The organism is Flavobacterium sinopsychrotolerans, assembly GCF_900110375.1.
Taxonomy (GTDB): Bacteria; Bacteroidota; Bacteroidia; order Flavobacteriales; family Flavobacteriaceae; genus Flavobacterium; species Flavobacterium sinopsychrotolerans.
Genome location: NZ_FODN01000001.1, coordinates 173,086 through 191,021 on the forward strand (window position 1 = coordinate 173,086; position 17,936 = coordinate 191,021).

13 protein-coding genes are annotated in these 17,936 nt (G+C 33.4%); 2 read left to right on the forward strand and 11 right to left on the reverse strand.

All coding sequences use genetic code 11. From position 1 onward, the window contains the following. Positions 1–214: 214 nt before the first annotated feature. Both BMX64_RS00760 and BMX64_RS00765 read right to left on the reverse strand, forming a co-directional pair. Entirely contained in the window at positions 215–1,384 is a 1,170-nt protein-coding gene (locus BMX64_RS00760; RefSeq protein WP_091164795.1) for an acyl-CoA dehydrogenase family protein, read from the reverse strand. A gap of 167 nt (positions 1,385–1,551) precedes the next feature. After that, a complete protein-coding gene (locus tag BMX64_RS00765; protein WP_091164798.1) occupies positions 1,552–2,448 on the reverse strand; it encodes a ComEA family DNA-binding protein in 897 nt (298 codons plus the stop codon). Positions 2,449–2,707: 259 nt separating this feature from the next. Between BMX64_RS00765 and BMX64_RS00770 the strand changes: the two genes are divergently transcribed. Continuing rightward, on the forward strand, positions 2,708–4,159 hold the full coding sequence (locus BMX64_RS00770; protein WP_091164800.1) for an amino acid permease: 1,452 nt from the start codon (positions 2,708–2,710) through the stop codon (positions 4,157–4,159). 74 nt (positions 4,160–4,233) lie between these two features. On the opposite strand, the gene BMX64_RS00775 is transcribed toward BMX64_RS00770, so the two are convergent. The 7 genes from BMX64_RS00775 to BMX64_RS00805 form a co-directional block, all read right to left on the reverse strand. Then, on the reverse strand, positions 4,234–4,461 hold the full coding sequence (locus tag BMX64_RS00775) for a PspC family transcriptional regulator (protein ID WP_066082307.1): 228 nt from the start codon (positions 4,459–4,461) through the stop codon (positions 4,234–4,236). Positions 4,462–4,516: 55 nt separating this feature from the next. Continuing rightward, positions 4,517–5,797, reverse strand: coding sequence for a DUF2851 family protein (locus tag BMX64_RS00780; RefSeq protein ID WP_091164802.1), 1,281 nt, complete (start codon positions 5,795–5,797; stop codon positions 4,517–4,519). Between the two features lie 119 nt (positions 5,798–5,916). Further along, positions 5,917–6,399, reverse strand: a complete 483-nt coding sequence (locus BMX64_RS00785; RefSeq protein ID WP_091164813.1) for a 3'-5' exonuclease — start codon at positions 6,397–6,399, stop codon at positions 5,917–5,919. 216 nt (positions 6,400–6,615) lie between these two features. After that, positions 6,616–7,977: a pyridoxal-phosphate dependent enzyme gene (locus BMX64_RS00790; RefSeq protein ID WP_091164817.1), complete on the reverse strand. Its 1,362-nt coding sequence runs from the start codon at positions 7,975–7,977 to the stop codon at positions 6,616–6,618. 209 nt (positions 7,978–8,186) lie between these two features. Continuing rightward, a complete protein-coding gene (locus BMX64_RS00795; protein ID WP_091164820.1) occupies positions 8,187–10,145 on the reverse strand; it encodes a putative porin in 1,959 nt (652 codons plus the stop codon). Between the two features lie 661 nt (positions 10,146–10,806). After that, positions 10,807–12,435: a RagB/SusD family nutrient uptake outer membrane protein gene (locus BMX64_RS00800; RefSeq protein ID WP_091164823.1), complete on the reverse strand. Its 1,629-nt coding sequence runs from the start codon at positions 12,433–12,435 to the stop codon at positions 10,807–10,809. 17 nt (positions 12,436–12,452) lie between these two features. After that, positions 12,453–15,539: a SusC/RagA family TonB-linked outer membrane protein gene (locus BMX64_RS00805; RefSeq protein ID WP_091164829.1), complete on the reverse strand. Its 3,087-nt coding sequence runs from the start codon at positions 15,537–15,539 to the stop codon at positions 12,453–12,455. A gap of 200 nt (positions 15,540–15,739) precedes the next feature. On the opposite strand from BMX64_RS00805, the gene BMX64_RS00810 reads away from it, so the two are divergent. Beyond that, entirely contained in the window at positions 15,740–16,399 is a 660-nt protein-coding gene (locus BMX64_RS00810; protein WP_091164836.1) for a ribonuclease HII, read from the forward strand. A gap of 1 nt (position 16,400) precedes the next feature. Here the strand turns inward: BMX64_RS00810 and lipB are convergent, their stop codons facing one another. Together lipB and BMX64_RS00820 are read right to left on the reverse strand one after the other, a co-directional pair. Then, positions 16,401–17,105: a lipoyl(octanoyl) transferase LipB gene (gene lipB / locus BMX64_RS00815; RefSeq protein ID WP_091164839.1), complete on the reverse strand. Its 705-nt coding sequence runs from the start codon at positions 17,103–17,105 to the stop codon at positions 16,401–16,403. 82 nt (positions 17,106–17,187) lie between these two features. Beyond that, positions 17,188–17,919, reverse strand: coding sequence for a hypothetical protein (locus BMX64_RS00820; RefSeq protein WP_244273184.1), 732 nt, complete (start codon positions 17,917–17,919; stop codon positions 17,188–17,190). Positions 17,920–17,936: the final 17 nt, after the last annotated feature.

A 17,936-nucleotide genomic window follows, 5' to 3' on the forward strand; every position in this document is an offset into this window, starting at 1 on the left:
AACATCAGTTCCGTTTAACGATTACGTTTTCATTTGCTACCAAGCTATTCGTTGCAGTCTTTTACATTGCGACGCACCGGAAAAGGATTTCCACTACTATCCTTTATACAAAAAAAGAGTCAAAAACAAAATGACTCTTTTTTTTCTTTATTAAACCTAAAGCATGACGTTAAGAAAAACTTATGCGCTCCAGACAAATCGTATCAAAGCCAAACTACTTTACTGCAGGCTCATAATTTTGATTATCGATGATCATTTTTCCTAAAATCTCTTTAAGAATTTCTGACGTTCCTCCACCTATTGGTCCTAAACGACTATCTCTAAACAAACGCGCTAATGGATATTCCTCCATATAACCGTAACCGCCTAACATTTGTAAACAGCTATAAATCGCATCATCTGCAACTTTTGTAGATTTCAGTTTAGCCATCGTCGCCTCTTTTACAACGTATTCTCCTTTGTCCAAACAAGCGACTGCGGCATAGTTAAACACCTTACAATGTTCTACCTCTGTAGCATGTTCAACAAGTGTATGTCTCAATGCTTGAAACTTACTTATTTTTTTTCCGAACGCTTCTCTATGCGACATGTAATCTATTGTATAATCTATCGCATATTCAGCTCTCGCATGTGCATTTATGGCCATAATTAAACGTTCCAAAGCAAAATGCTGCATGATATAAGGAAATCCTTTCCCCTCTTCACCCATTAAGTTTTCTGCTGGAATCTCTACGTTATCAAAGGCGATTTCAGCTGTATCCGATGCTCTCCAACCTAATTTATCTAGCTTGACAGCCGATATACCTTTTAAACTAGTATCCATCAAAAAGATACTAATCCCTTTATTACCAAGTTCAGGATTAGTTTTTGCTGCAACAATATAATAGTCTGCATAAATACCGTTTGTAATAAATGTTTTAGAACCATTAATAATATATTTGTCTCCTTTTTTCACGGCATTAGTGCGCATCCCCGCAACATCACTACCTCCAAAAGGCTCTGAGATACATAAAGCACCTATTTTCTTTCCAGCGATACTTGGCACTAAGTAGTCTTGCTTTATTCTTTCATCACCCTCTGCATTCAAATGGGTCATCGCTAAATACCCATGAGCCCACATTGCAGCAGCAAAACCTGAAGACTTAATTTTTTGTAATTCTTCGAGAAAAATAACCGTATAAAATAAATCGAGATTTAGACCTCCATAAGCCTCTGGATACGCAATACCAAAGTATCCCATCTCGCCAAATTTCTCCCAAATAAAACGCTCTATTACACCTGTTTTTTCCCACTTTTCAATATGCGGAACAACTTCTTTCTGCAAAAAATCTTTTAAACTTTCTCTAAATGCTTGGTGTTCTTCAGTGAAATAAATTGAATTCATATATTATATATTTTTTTAACAAATAGTATTAATTGAAACATTAATGACACAGTAATGTTTCAGATTTCGTTTTTTTAACGGTTAAGATAATTAGTGAATAAAAAAATAATACATCTATTTTAAAATGCATCACAATACTACTATCAGTAGCTCTAAATTTGACACTTCTAATTAAAGTCCAAATATAAGCCAATTAAATTTGCTTTATCAACAGGAAATCCCTTAATTTTTGTTAAATCCTCAACATTCTTAATATTTCCATTCATACTCCGGTACGTTACTATTTCCTTAGCCAGCGAGTATCTGAAATAATGAAACTTCGAAAGTTCCTTCAATGAAACGTTATTGATTTCTATTTTTTTAAATCGAGGTAAAGCCAAAACTTTGAAATGGGCATTCAAATTTTCGATTACTTCGGGAGATAATCCCCATACCTCCTTCATTTGCTCCATGGAAACAAATCCTCCCAAAAGTTCTTTTTGTTTTAAAATACGACTAGAAATCGCATCTCCAATCCCATATATTTTTACTAAATCCTCTTTCGTAGCCTCATTTATATCAATAAAAACAATTTTTTCTTTTTTGGCGAAAGCCTGATTTTGATACGATGTATATTCTTTAAATTTAGCATTCTGTTTTTTATTATTTACCCAATCGGGAAATTTAAAATAAGGAGCCATGACATTTAGTAAAGAATCTGACACTCTGGTCACATTTTGAAATTCCTTAGCTGAATTCACATATTTGTTCTCTTTTCTAAAAGCCAGCAAACGATCAATTTCCTGAACGGACATTCCTAATTTATATCCTTTATAATCCGATATAAAATTCGGATTGAAAAGATAAATTTTCGGTTTGCTATTTTTAGAATCCATTTTTAGGGAATCCATTTCAGACTGGAGAGAAAGCCATTTTTGTTTTTCAGGATATTCTTTACTCACAGTGCTAAAATCAACAAAAAAATAAACTAGTTGCAAAATGACGATAATTAAAAACAAAAAGAAAATACCTGTACGTTGTTCCTTAGTGAACTTAAAATAAGTTGGAATCGTTTTGAAACTCATGGGATACGTATAGATTTATAAGTTTAAAAAATTATTCTAAAATTAGAAATAAAATCAAGACATATCATTTTCTTTTAAAGAAAAATATTTCAGAGACAAATTAATACTTTTTGTACGTCTATTTAAAATAGTTTTATAAGAAATCAATCTTAAAAATGACAATGAATTATTTTTTACAACTTAAAATTCAATTATTGTTTTTATTTTTTATAAAAAACAATACATTTGGAGCTTAATAACAAACAAAACCATATAACCCATGTCAATTTGGAAAACTAAACCGCTTTCGGTATTGCTAAATGAAGCATCAGAATCTGAAAAAGGATTAAAAAGGACTTTGTCTTCACGTTCATTAGTAGCACTTGGAGTTGGAGCAATTATTGGAGCAGGATTATTCTCGTTAACGGGTATTGCTGCTGCTGAACATGCTGGTCCGGCAGTTACACTTTCATTTATTTTAGCCGCTGTAGGATGTGCTTTTGCAGGACTTTGCTATGCTGAGTTTGCATCCATGATACCAGTAGCAGGAAGCGCTTACACATACTCCTATGCCACAATGGGAGAATTTATGGCTTGGATTATAGGCTGGGATTTAGTTCTTGAATATGCACTAGGAGCCGCTACAGTTGGAGTGAGTTGGTCCCGTTATTTACTTGAATTATTAAACAAATATGGCATTCATCTCCCCCATGATTTAATATGTTCACCCTGGGAAACCTTAAAACTAAGCGATGGAACCATTATAGAAGGCGGTATGATAAACCTTCCTGCTATTTTTATCGTTTCGATGTTGTCTTTATTATTAATAAGAGGAACAAAAGAATCAGCATCTATCAATAACTTCTTGGTTGTAGTAAAAGTAATCGTAGTTATTATGTTCATCGTTTTAGGATGGAGCTTTATTGACACTGCAAATTACACACCATATATCCCTGAAAACACAGGTGTTTTTGGAGAATTTGGATGGTCAGGAATTGCTGCCGGAGCTGGAACTGTTTTCTTTGCTTTTATTGGTTTTGATGCCGTATCTACTGCAGCACAAGAAGCGAAAAACCCACAAAAAGGAATGCCAATTGGTATCTTAGGATCATTAGTAATCTGTACGATATTATACGTCTTGTTTGCACACGTAATGACTGGACTTGTACCTTACGGTGAATTTGCAGGAGATGCTAAACCAGCAGCAACAGCATTTGCCAGAACTGGATATACCTTTTTACAAACTGGTTTAATTGTAGCTATTTTAGCGGGTTATACTTCTGTAATGTTGGTAATGTTAATGGGACAAAGTCGTGTTTTCTACACGATGAGTAAAGATGGTTTATTACCTTCATTCTTTAGTGACATTCATGCAAAGTTCAGAACTCCATGGAAAACGAATCTTTTCTTTATGGTATTTGTAAGCCTTTTTGCAGGTTTCGTACCCGTAAGTGATTTAGGTCACATGGTAAGTATCGGAACATTATTAGCTTTCGTACTAGTATGTATTGGAGTATTAGTAATGCGTAAAAAAATGCCGGATGCACCAAGATCATTCAAAACACCATTCGTTCCTTATGTACCAATTGCAGGTATTTTAATTTGTTTGGCTTTAATGTATTCATTACCAAATGAAAGCTGGGCAAGACTTGTTATCTGGATGGCATTAGGAGTTGCTATCTATTTTATCTACGGAAAGAAAAATAGCAAATTGAACAATCCTGATAAATAGATTCTTATCATAATTTAAAAAGGGCTTATAAAGTATTCAACTACTCTATAAGCCCTTTTTCTATTTAAAACCATTTACAAATCAAAAACAGACGTTCGTTTGGCCCTTATCAAATCCTTCAATCGTATCCAAAAAGCCAAAGTTAAATAAACGGCAAACCATAATCCTGCCGTAACAAACGATAAATAAATGAAAAATAGTCGTACACTACTGGCACGCATTCCCAAAGTATCCGCCAAACGCGAGGAAACATGGAAACCGTGTTTTTCAAAAAAAAACTTGAGCTTTATAATTGCTGACATTTTATGAGTTTTGAATAATAGGCAAAATTACAAAATTATCCAATTGACACCTTAGCTAAACCACTAATTGTTTTTTGAGTAATTCTATTCCTACGCTGCACTCCAAACATTTACTTTTGTTACAATATTCATTCTTGAGTTGAAGCAACGATTGCGAATCAAAAGCACTTTTAGAAACGATTCCAAAAGAATGAAACTTATCAATAATTGCATTTTTTTCTGGTGAAACTTCATTTAACAATCGAATTAAATCCTCCGATAACTCTTTTCCTTGGCTTTTTGCGAAAGCAAACTGTAGCGGAATTATAGTATTTATAAGAATCAAATCTACAAATGATTTAGAAAGTGATTTCTTTTTCTTCGGACTTTCTTTATCAAATTGATAATGATTCAGCCAATATTCAGAAGTTGAAACTTGAAACAAATCATAGGTGCTATTTAGAGAATTTAGCGTATTGATTTTCGAAAATAGATTCTGCTGCGTATGGTATAAATTAGCTAACTGAGAAAGCCGAATCGTTGGGAAATTGTCTGGACGATGTTTAAAAAACTGAACCGGTTCAATGCAATTTTTTTCCAATTGATGTTTATGCAATAAATAGAAATACCTAAATTTTAAATCTTTAAAATAATTATCTTCCTTTTCAGAATCCAATAATCCAGCAGTCCCAAAAATTAAAGCTTCCAGGTTCTCGACCTCAAAACTTTCTTTTCTTAGAACAAAAAAAGGAATGTTTTGTGCGATTTTCAAAAAGATTTCACCATTCGTATTTAATCCAAAATTCTTCGCCAAAAGACAAAATAATACTGCTTCCCAATCGTGATTGGTTTGTTCCAATAAATCAAATATAGGTTTTGATTTTCTTTCCAAACGTTCAAAAAACAAACGTTCTTGCCAATTTTTGAAGACAAATTCATCAATTTCTTGAATTTGCTTCTCACAGAAAATCCATGATTTAGGAGAAATTAAAGATTGATAATTAGATATCGTTACAGCATCAACATATTTTTTAAGTTCCAAAACAGGAATTTCAGTGTTGTTTTTTCTAAAAATTTCCGCGTCGTGTTCCCATACCACATGAAGAATCACGTTTTCATAGGCTTCATCTCTTTCGTGATGATGCACATACCAATCAGAAGATTTAAGATGAATTTCTACATTCCCAGCCCACTTTTGATTCCCAATAGTAATCTGAGCATTAAAAAAATCAGGTCCGGCAAGTTCTAAATATTCTCCAACATTGATAATTGTAATTTCCTCACCATTGAAGGTTTTTAAATTCAAGACCTCAAACTTCTTGAATTTCCAGAGATAATGAAGGAAATCTTCTTTCATACTGAATATATTAGATTGAAGACTAATGTAGTAAAAAAAGAAATAGCAAATTATCGATAATTAAAATTTCAGAAATTTCCCTAGAAAAAGAGTAGCGAAATTGGAAAATATAAATGTTTCTATTTCATCAGGTACAATTTGGCGCAAGCCCGAGCATCCGATAAAGCTTCGTGATGATTCAATGAAATATTCATTTCTCGGCAACAATCACTCAATTTGGTTGGCTTCAATCCTTTAGCTCTGTAGATTTTAACGGTACATTCCCATCGAGAAGCGATATTCAAATCAGCGTAATCTAAATTATAAAGCGCCATTGATTTCGCCAAAACATTCCTATCAAAACTTTCATTGTGCGCCACTACTACTCTATTTTGGAGTCTTTTTTGAATTTCAGGATACACTTGAGCAAATGATTTAGCATTCACCGTATCGCGAGGATATATTCCATGCACTTGAATCGTAAAGGGCGAATACAGATTATTTGGCGGTTTAATCAAGGTAACAAACTCGTCAACAATTATTCCGTTTTCGACAGTAACGATTCCTACGGAACAGGGATGGTATCCTGTTGCAGTTTCAAAATCTATAGCGGTGAAGGTCAATTTGATTTTAGATTATGGGTTAACGATTTTTAATTTTAGATTTACAAAAGTACTATCAATTATAAAGGTTCAATGCATTCGATAACTTTTTTTTACGTCTTCTTGCAAAATTTTTGGTTCCAAAACTTTTACAGCCCCAAACTAATTAACAAAAAAACCTGCAAGATTAGAAAAACCTTGCAGGAGTATAGTTAAGAAATAAATTCTTGTTTAAGCTTATTTTATGGAACCAATAATATCATATTTAGTAATAATATGGTGACTTCCATTTTCTAATTCCACTAAAACAGCTTCATTTTCTTTAGTGAATAATTTAGAAACTTCTTCGATAGGTGTTCCATGTTTCACTATTGGAAAAGGTTTCCCCATCACATCTTTAATCGGTTTATCGGCTACATCTTTGTCTGCTACGTAACTTTGAAACAAATCACTTTCATCAACAGAACCTACAAATCCTGTGATATCAATTACAGGAATTTGAGAAATCTTGTATTTACGCATTCTCTCAATAGCATGCGAAACTAATTCTTCAGTACGCACCACAATCAATGGTTTATCGATATGATCTTTGATAACATCCTCTGCTTTTGTAATTTCTTCTTCCAGAAAACCACGTTCTCGCATCCAGTCATCATTGAACATTTTACCCACATAGCGACTTCCTGAATCATGGAAAAGTACCACAACAACATCTTCACGTTTGAAATGTTCTTTAAGCTGCAACAATCCTTTTATAGCTGCTCCAGCTGAATTCCCAACAAATATTCCTTCTTCGAGCGCAATTTTACGAGTATAAACCGCAGCATCTTTGTCGGTTACTTTGGTAAAACCATCAATTAGAGAAAAGTCTACATTCTTTGGTAATATATCTTCTCCAATTCCTTCGGTGATATACGAATAGATTTCATTTTCGTCAAAAATTCCAGTTTCGTGGTATTTTTTAAACACAGAACCGTAGGTATCAATTCCCCAAATTTTAATATTTTGATTTTTCTCTTTCAGATATTTTGCCACTCCGGAAATTGTACCTCCAGTTCCTACTCCAGATACAAAATGAGTGATTTTACCTTCTGTCTGTTCCCAAATTTCAGGACCCGTTTGCTCATAATGTGCTATAGCATTTGAAGGATTATCGTACTGATTAACATACCAGGAATTAGGAGTTTCTTCTGCCAATCGTTTAGAAACAGAATAATACGATCTTGGATCTGTTGGTTCCACATCCGTAGGACATACCACTACTTTTGCTCCGACTGCACGAAGAATATCCATTTTTTCTTTGGACTGCTTGTCTGAAATCACACAAATCAGTTTGTATCCTTTTATGATGGCTACTAATGCCAATCCCATTCCAGTATTCCCCGAAGTTCCTTCGATGATGGTTCCGCCTGGTTTCAAGCGTCCATCAGCCTCAGCATCTTCAATCATTTTTACGGCCATTCTGTCTTTTACGGAATTTCCAGGATTGAACGTTTCGACTTTTGCAAGTACCAAAGCCTCTACTTCGGCAGTTACTTTATTGAGTTTTACTAATGGTGTATTGCCTATTGTGCCTAATATGTTTTCTGCGTAGCGCATTGTATTATAAATTTAAGATTGTGATTTTGTTGTAAATACTGGTGCAAAGATAGTATTTTGTTATAAAATATTCTTCTTTACGGGATTTTGCGTTCGTGATAAAAGCGACATCCTTTACTTGCTTTTTTTAAGCAAGCGGCAGCTATAGCGGATAGCGCGATAAAACGCCCAAGAAAAACGATTTGAAAATTTGAAATTTTAAAGAAATATTAATTGAAGAAGTTCCAAATCAAACCAAATCGAATCGTGAAATCACGCGATGGATTATTGGGTGACGCATAAAAATTATTCCCCATAAGAGCCGAATTGAAATGTTCCGCTTTGAAATAGATTCTTGTTCTTTGGATTTTTGCATTGATAAAAAAATCAAGGTTGGTATGATTTCCAATTTGTTTTTCATTCTGCACAAAAAACTCTCCTATTACTGGATTGTATTCATTGGCATAATAGCTGGAAAAATAATTCAGTGAAATCCCGGTTTGCAGAAACAAAGCTTTTTTGAACAAATAATTCGTGTAGTAAATCGTATTTCGCGTCACAATTTCAGGAACATTAAGCACTGCATCTTGTTGCTCCGTTTTTTGATATAAAATTGTATTGTCCAAAGCAAAATTCCCAAACTTCAACTCTCTGCTGATTTTAAGCGACAAATAATTTATGGTTCCGTTGTATTGCGCTGGTGCAACAATTTGTGTTCTGTGAGTTTTTTGTTGTGCAGTTCCTACATCAGTAAAATACAAATGATCATTTAAGACTGAAAGCTGTAGCTCGGCATCAATCCAAGGGGAAATAGCATTTGCTTTAATTGTATTGATTTTTTCATTTTTAAAATCATTCGACCAATTGTACTGTACAAAACTGCTTTGGTGCAAATTGTAATTATTATTGGGCAGTTTATTTATATTTTGATACTGAAATGCAAGTTGAATTTCATCATTCAGTTCGTATTGTAATTTAGCATCTAAATTAGACAGCGATTGAGCCGTTACCGATCTGGAATATAAAAATTTACCATTCCATTTATTGCGTCGGTATTCATATTGCCCACCAGCACTATTAATTTCCTGACTAAACGAACTTGGTATCGTATTCTGATTATCAAAGATAAGAATTTTGTTATAGTAATAATTTGATCTAAAATCATCAACAAAAAACTGAAAAATTCCCAAAGTAGTATTCTCATATATTAATCCTACTCTATTGTACATTTTATTGTATCGGGTTTGATCATTAATACCGCTGTCTAGAAAGGAATCTCCAAAACGATATACTGTCTCAGAACCAACGGTTGACGGAACTGTTTCCTGATTGTATTCGAAAAACTTATTTTCGTAATTAAATTGGTGTGTCAGGTATAAATTATTTTCTCCTTTTTTAGAATTAATTCTGAAGTTATGATCCAGAAAAATTCTCTTCCCTTTCAGAAACGATTTAGCATCATTAAAATACACTTCAAATCGTTGTCGGTTGTTATAGTTAGGATCTTCACTTTCAAAATTCTCGATAGTTGTGATTCCTCCATTTTCCTCATTCAGAATATCTTGAAAGGTATAATGGGCTTTTGCAAAATAGCGTTTATTTTTAGTATTGTAATTGGTGGTAAATCTAAAATTACCCGTACTAGATAATTGGTTTAGATATTCCCCTTCTGAACGCAAACCTTTATAAGCAATAGAAAAATTAAGATTTTCAGAGGTGTTTAAAGTAATAAAAGCATCAACAGACTGCCCTTTTTTTACAGTGGTTTTAAAGTATAATTCGGTAACGGGAGTCGCAACGGAATAGTAGCGTATTTGGTTAGCCTCTAAAAAATTAAAATGTTTTGCCTTAAAACCAAATTCCGGATATGGTGAAAAATCGGTTAAGCTATACTGCAGCGTATTGTAGGTTTGTCCATCATTTGCAAAAGGTAAAAGTCCAAAAATGTCTTTTCGCAAATAGTTATGACTGTATTCTTTTTGAATAGTAAGAGAAGTATCGATGTAAGTAGTATCGTTATCTATGGAGATTACTTTGTAGAGATCGATGGTTGCTGATTTTTTTACACTTTTTTTAATTGTATCAGATCTATTATATTTACTATTGGACTCAAAATCTCCATTATCTTTTTCTTGAGAAAACAATAGAATCGGTAGTGCTAAACAATAAAACAAAAATAATATTCTCATTTTGAAAGGAATCTAATTAGTCGATTTAAAAAACAATTTTAATCAAGCAAAGGTATAGTAAATAAACAAAAAAAACGAGCTTGACTTACTTCAAACTCGTTTTCAAAATTAAAATTAAAGTTAATCATCGATTCGCATTAACTGATTCATCACTAAAATCATTCGCATCAATTTCTGACTGTGGAATTTTCAAAAAAGCATTCCTTGCCACCTGTAGTTAAGCTTGTCACAACATCTTAACATACTGATTGAAGAAGGAAAGAAACTTAATAAATCATAATTTGAACAAATAAAAATATCCGGAAATTTATAATACCGATTTTAAGAAAAAAGCAGTCGAGTTGAGGAATGAAATAACAAACTTAATTGGGCTGTAAGAAAACTAGACAAACGACTTTCAAGACTAAATAAATGGCGAAAAGTTATAAAATTTTTGGCTTTGGCAGTTTTCAAGAAAAGGGACTTCCAAACAAACACCTGAATAAAATATCATTAACTGCACATAAGTAGAACTGAAAGATGCTGAAATAGAACGACTTATCAAAAAAAGCAATAGGTATTTTTTACAAGAGCGAACAATGCTAAATAATTACAAAAAAATAGCTGCAAGAATAAATTCTTGCAGCTATTTAAAAAACAAATTGATTTCTAAATTTTAAATTTAGTAACCAGGATTTTGTTGTGCTCTTAAAGTTGGATTAGCATCTAATTCCAACTGCGGTAATGGCCATATGAACTTAAAGTTATCATAAGTAAATGCATTCACACCTAGCGACCCTGTATATGGAGTACCTAAAGCATAAGCAGCCAAAGCTGGTGCAGCGGTAGGAAAACCAGCATTAGCTATTTTTGCAGGAATACCGCTAATTGGGAAATTAGCATCATTTTGCAATCTAGTGATATCTGCCCAACGACGCCCTTCACAAATAAACTCAATTCGTCTTTCTTTTAATATAGCGCCTAATAAATCAATGTTAGTAGCGAAACTTGCTACTGTATAAGCCTGAGTTAATGGGTTTGCCAACGAACGATTCCTAACAGAGTTCAACCTGGTCAAGCCATTTACAACATCAGTAGTTCTTGCATAAGCTTCTGCCATGTTTAAAGCTACTTCTGCATATCTAATTATTGGAGCTGCATCCGTTTTATTGACGCCATCTTTGTATTTTTTTGTGAATTTTGTATTTGGATAATAAACAGAATTACCTGTAACAATCATCGTTCCTTCAGTTCTTCTTTTATCATCAGCCAACCAAGTTGGATCTCTCCATATAATTGGACTAATAGCAATTAACCCACGTCCATTTGCAGCAAGTGGAATTGGTGGATGATACATACTAGGTAAAGATCCATTTACGCCTGGGTTGTTTGTAGCACCATTAGCAATAGAAAAAATAGACTCACTATTCGAATTATTGCTAGCGAAAGGTGTATCTGGATTAGCAGTCATTGCATATTTACCATCTAATTTGATACCTTCCGAAATTACTTTATCCCATTTACGCATGTGTAAATAAACCCTTGTTTTGTATGCAATGGCAGCTTCTTTAGAAATTCTTTCTATTTGTGCCGCACCTGCTCTTTTAGTTTTAGAATAAAGCAATGCTTCTGCATCATCTAAATCTTTTAAGATTTTAGTATAGCAATCAGCAACCGTATTTCTTCCTTGAGCTAAACCTAATTCAATATTTGCAGGAGTTGAATAAGGAATTTCTCTGTAAGGAACACCTAAATTATCTCCATTATTATCTTGAAAAGGTCTTGCAAAGTGAATCAACAATTCATTATGAGTTATAGCTCTAAAAAACTTTGCTTGTCCAATATAGTCATTCGCTAATTCTTGCGATATAACTCCAGCTGCGGCAGCTTTTTCAACCCCATCAATAACTATATTAGTTCTATTGATCAAACGATAACCATCCGCCCAGTAATATACATTATTTGCTGACGTAGCATCATAAGTACCAGAATAGCTAAGTTGATAAAATGCAGCTAAATTCACTACATCTTCACCTCTATTATCGCCTTGTTGAATAAAGGCTGAACCAAAAATATATCCCCTAGCTCCTGCTCCATTATAGTTACCTAATTCAGCAGCATTATACATACCCGTAACAGATAAATCGATTAATGCTGGAGTTTGAAACGCAACATTTTCAGATACACTATTAAAAGGGACTAACTCTATTACACTTTCTTCACTACAAGAAGTAAATAAAAGTGACACCATTGCAAACGGAATTACTAATTTAGTAATCGAGAATGATTTAAATTTATTTTTATTTTTCATTTTTTAATTATTTAAAATTAGAAACCTACGTTAAGACCAATACTGAATATTCTAGATCTTGGAGTCCCATTATAATCATTACCCAAAACTTCCATTTCAGGATCTAATCCTTTAAAGTCTGTAATAATCAATAAGTTTTGTCCTTGTACGAAAAGTCTAAATTTCTCTAATCCTACTTTGTCTAAAACTGTTTTTGGCAAATTATAACCTAAAGTGATGTTGTCTAATTTGATGTAATCGCCTTTTTCTACAAAACGGCTAGAAGCTTGATTAATGTTAATTGTGGTTTCTCTATCATCTCTTAATCTTGGAGTCCATCCATCACCAGGATTATCAACACTTTGCCATCTTCCTAAAATTTCTGTACCGTTATTATTGAAACCTTGAGATAAAAGCTCACGTCTTGTTAAGTTATTAATTTTATTTCCACCACTAAAACGGAACATAAAACCTAGATCAAAGTTTTTGTAAGCCATATTAGAGTTGAATGCTCCAAAATAAGTTGGTAATACATTTCCTAAAACCTTTTTATCAGCTGCACCTAAAGAAGAAGCTATAGATACATCAGTTGGATTAGCCGGATCAAACTTTCTATACGCTTGACTATTAATATCTCCTTGAACCAATGTACCATCTCCTTTAGTAAATACAGGGTTACCATTAGCAGGATTTACACCCCAGTAGCTAAAGCCATATAAAACATAAGGTGACTCACCTTCTCTCAACAAGTTATTTCCTGTATTATAAGAGTTTGCATCAACAAAATTAATATCCTGACCATTAACTAACTTTTCTACTTTACTTTTCACTAAAGATAAGTTGGCACTTAATGTCCATTCAAAATTTTCATTTTTAAAAGCAGATGCTTCAATAGAAAATTCATGACCTGAATTTTTCAAAGAACCAACGTTTTTAGAAATATAATTCTCTGGAATACCAAGAGATAAAGGCTGAGGAACTTGTAAAATCAGACCGTTTTGATTATTAATGAAGTAATCATAAGTTAATTTCAAACGATTGTTTAATAAAGACAAATCAGCTCCATAGTCATACTTCACAGAAGTTTCCCATTTTAACTGATCATTCCCAGCTTGAGAATATCCTATACCATTATACTCCGCATACTTTGCATTATTATATAACCCTAAATATGGATAATTACCAATACTTGTATTACCAACTTCTGCATAAGAAGCTCTTAATTTGAAATCTGAAACTATGTCTTCCAAAGAACTCATAAAAGATTCTTTACTAACTGTCCATCCTACAGAAGCTCCTGGAAAAGTACCCCATTTATTAGCTGTAGGCAATGAAGATAATCCATCTTTACGAATAGATCCTTGAAGGAAATATTTTCCTTTATAATTATAATTCAATCTACCCGCATAAGAGATAATCCCATTTTCAGTTATACCCCCACCAGATAGTTGAGTTGCATAAGAACCTGTAATTAATCCTTTATTGAAAAAAGTATCAGATAAACCATTACCTCCGCCGAAGAAAGAACTAACTTTTTGCTTTTGAACCTCATATATCGCTACTGCACTTACATTATGTGACTCCCCAAATGTTTTATTATATGACAATACATTTTGGGTATTCCAACGCGTTAAATTTGCAAAGTTATTTCTAACAGCTCCGCCAACACTTGCACCATCACCATTAACAGGGTTTAAATAATTAAACCCTTCAGTTCCAATAGCATCAACACTTCCTTGAGTTTTAAAAGTCAAACTTGGTAAAATTTTAAAATCAGCAAACAAGCTCACTAATGATCTGTCTACTTTAGATTTATAAATATTATGATCTAAAACATAAACAATGTTAGGTAAATTATTAGCAATTACAGATAAATTCTGTCCTTGTCCGACCGTTGAGCCAGTAATATTATAACCTGTTGGATTATTAGCGTCATAGACCGGCGTGTTTGGCAATTGACGCATTGAATTAAACATAAGACCGGACAATCCGCCTGCATTATCATTCAATCCGTTATTTTCAGTTCTAGACAAAGCAATGTTAACACCAACATTTAACCAACTTTTAACTTTTTGGTCTACATTTCCTCTAACATTATATCGAGTTTGGCTATTAGATTTGGCAATACCTTCTTGCGTATTATAACCAGTCGAAAAATAGTAATTAGTCTTTTCTGTAGATCCAGAAAGAGATAAATTGTGATCCGTTTGAACAGCAGCAGAACGAAGGACTGCTTTTTGCCAGTTTGTATCAAACTCAGTACCAACTGCTAAAATTGAAGCACCTCTATTTGTTCTTTTTTCATTTTGAATTGTAATAAAATCTTTTGTTTTCAACAAATCCAAATAATCTATTGGCTGAGCAATTCCTGTATAGGTATTATAGTTCACTCTGAATTTACCACCTTTCCCTTTTTTAGTTGTAATTAAAATCACCCCATTTGCAGCTCTGGAACCATAAATTGCAGTAGCAGAACCATCTTTTAAAACTTCTGTCGATTCAATATCCGCTGGATTGATATCTCCTAAAGCATTCGTACTGGCATATCCTCCAACATCGCCAGTAAAAATTGGAACTCCATCAACAACAATTAATGGATAGCTACCTGAAGTAATAGATCCTACTCCTCTAATTCTAATTCTAGGAGCTTGTCCTAAAACACCTGAATTAGTTGTTACTTGAACGCCTGCTGCTCTACCAGCTAATTGAGACTCAAAACTTGGAGTTGCAAGATTTGCAATGGCATCCCCTTTAATTTGGGAAATCGAACCTGTAACTTCTCTCTTTTTTTGAGTTCCGTAGCCTACTACAACAACTTCCTCTAATGCATTCCCTTCTTGTTCTAATCTAAGACTAACTGTCGAAGAGGCTCCAACATTAGCTGTCATTTCCTTCATCCCTACAAAAGAAAATACTAAAACTTCTCCAGCACTCGCTTTAATGGAATATTTCCCATCAAAATCTGTTTGTGTACTTCTATTTGTTCCTTTAACAACAACGTTTGCTCCTGGAATAGGTCCGGTAGCATCTGATACTACCCCTGTAACCATTTTCTCTTGTGCAAATGCAAATTGCATTGACAATGCCAATAGCAACGAAAAAATCCATTTGAATTTTGATCTCATATTAAATTTGTTTTGAATTAGTTATTCAGCAAAAATCATAATAATTTCTTAAAGAACCAACTATTTACAAGAATTAACACATTTTATTTTTATCAATCTTTTTCATCAAAAAAAACAGAAACCGTCATTTTTTAAATTTTAAAACCTAATTATATAGTAATATTAACACATTAAACTATATTTTTGTCAAAATTAATTTAATGTTAAGCCCCTTCTTTTTAACACCATATTTAGAAACAGGAACGGATGAAGCCGGTCGTGGTTGTCTTGCAGGACCTGTTACTGCAGCCGCTGTACTATTACCTTCTGATTTTCAAAATGATATACTAAAAGACAGCAAGCAGTTATCTGAAAAAGCGAGAGAAAAACTAAGACCTATAATAGAACAACATTCCATTTCATTTGCAGTAACGCATTTAGAACCTTTGATAATTGATGAAATAAACATTCTGAATGCCTCTATAAAAGCGATGCAGGAAAGCATTCTAAAATTAGATCCAAGACCTGAATACATTATAGTCGATGGGAATGCTCCCTTAATTCACCGAAACGGAATAAAAAATAATAGCGGAAAGATATTTACCGATGCTGAAATTGAAATCCTAAATTCAATTCCAAGTACCAGCATTGTGAAAGGAGATTCAAAATATATTAGTATTGCCGCCGCTTCTGTGTTGGCAAAAACGTACCGAGATGAATATATGAATCGGATTCATGAGGAATTCCCAATGTACAATTGGAAACAAAACAAAGGATATCCTACCAAAGAACACCGAGAGGCTATCCGAATCTATGGAGTAACAAAATACCACCGAATGACATTTCGGTTATTGCCGGAACAATATTCTTTTGATTTTTGATTTAAGCTTTCTTAAATGTCGCTTCAAAAAGAATAGAGAAATGTTTCAGAATCTTTTCTTTAACTTCTTCTTCATTAACTTTTTCTACGCCAAGTTCTACATTTAAAGAAGTTACGGCTTTCCCGCGAATACCACACGGAATGATATTGTCAAAATAACCCAAATCAGCATTTACGTTTAAAGCGAATCCGTGCATGGTTACCCAACGCGAAGCGCGAACGCCCATAGCACAAATTTTTCTGGCAAATGGAGTTCCTGCGCCTAACCAAACTCCGGTTTCACCTTCGCTTCTACCGCAAGCAATTCCATATTCATTAAGAGTAAGAATAATAGCTTCTTCCAAAAAACGCAAGTATTTATGAATATCAGTAAAGAAATTTTCCAAATCTATAATAGGATAACCTACGATTTGTCCAGGACCGTGATACGTAATATCTCCACCACGATTGATTTTGTAGAAAGTTGCTCCTTTCGCTTCCAATTGTTTTTCAGATAAAAGTAAATTACTCAAATCACCGCTTTTTCCTAGCGTATACACATGCGGATGCTCCACAAAAAGAAAGTAATTAGGCGTTTCTATATCGAGTTCTTCTCTGCGATTTCGAATTTTCAAGTCAACAATTTCTTTGAACAATTCTTCTTGGTATTCCCAAGTTTCTTTGTAATCTTTAGTTCCTAAATCTTGAAGTTGGATTGTTTTGTTCATTTCTTGAAAGATGCAAAGGTTAAGTGCGGCAAAGGTACAAAGTTTTTAAGAGAAGTTGCAGACAAGAAAAGCTTCCAATGAATTACTCTAAAACAACTTCCAGATTAGTGCTCTCCGGATTTACCAAACAATCCGCTATCAGAAATTGTAATTCCAATGATTTTTTATCTTCACTAATTTTTGCTTTTGGATTTGATACCACCTTTATTTTTCTGGGAAAATGATACTTTAAAACATAAGGCTGCGTGATTTTGAATTTAGAAACTTGCGTTTTATATCCTTCAATCTTATCCTGTTGTTTCTTTAATTCTACGGAATCAGTAATTTTCACTATTCTTTTGAAAACACTTCCGTCAAAAGCATAGTTCACACTATAATAATGTTCTTCGGCAACCAGTGCGTAATTATTTTCTATATCATCCGCATATTCTTCGGTTTTGTATAAATCCGCAACTTCCTCTATTTTATTGAAATTTTGACTGATTGTTGTGCGAAATTCTTTCTCGAACGAACTTTTCTTGATATGTACTTTTACCGTAGCAAATTTTTGAAAAATGGCTTTTTCGGATGCTGGTAATCTGGAAAACGTCTCGGAATGTTTTGTTATAAAATCCTTGAAAACATAAGTTGTATCACGAAAAACTTCTTCTTTGGAGTAATTTTCACCCATCAATTGCATAAAACTGTGCTCGTCTCGCAACTCATTTATTTCAATTTTTCCAGTTCCATCTTCGTTTAAATGTATGGTTTCTGTGACTTGACAGCTTGTAGCGAGTAGCCCTAAAAGCAAAAAAGTGTAAATTTTATTTTTCAATTTTATGATTTTGAATC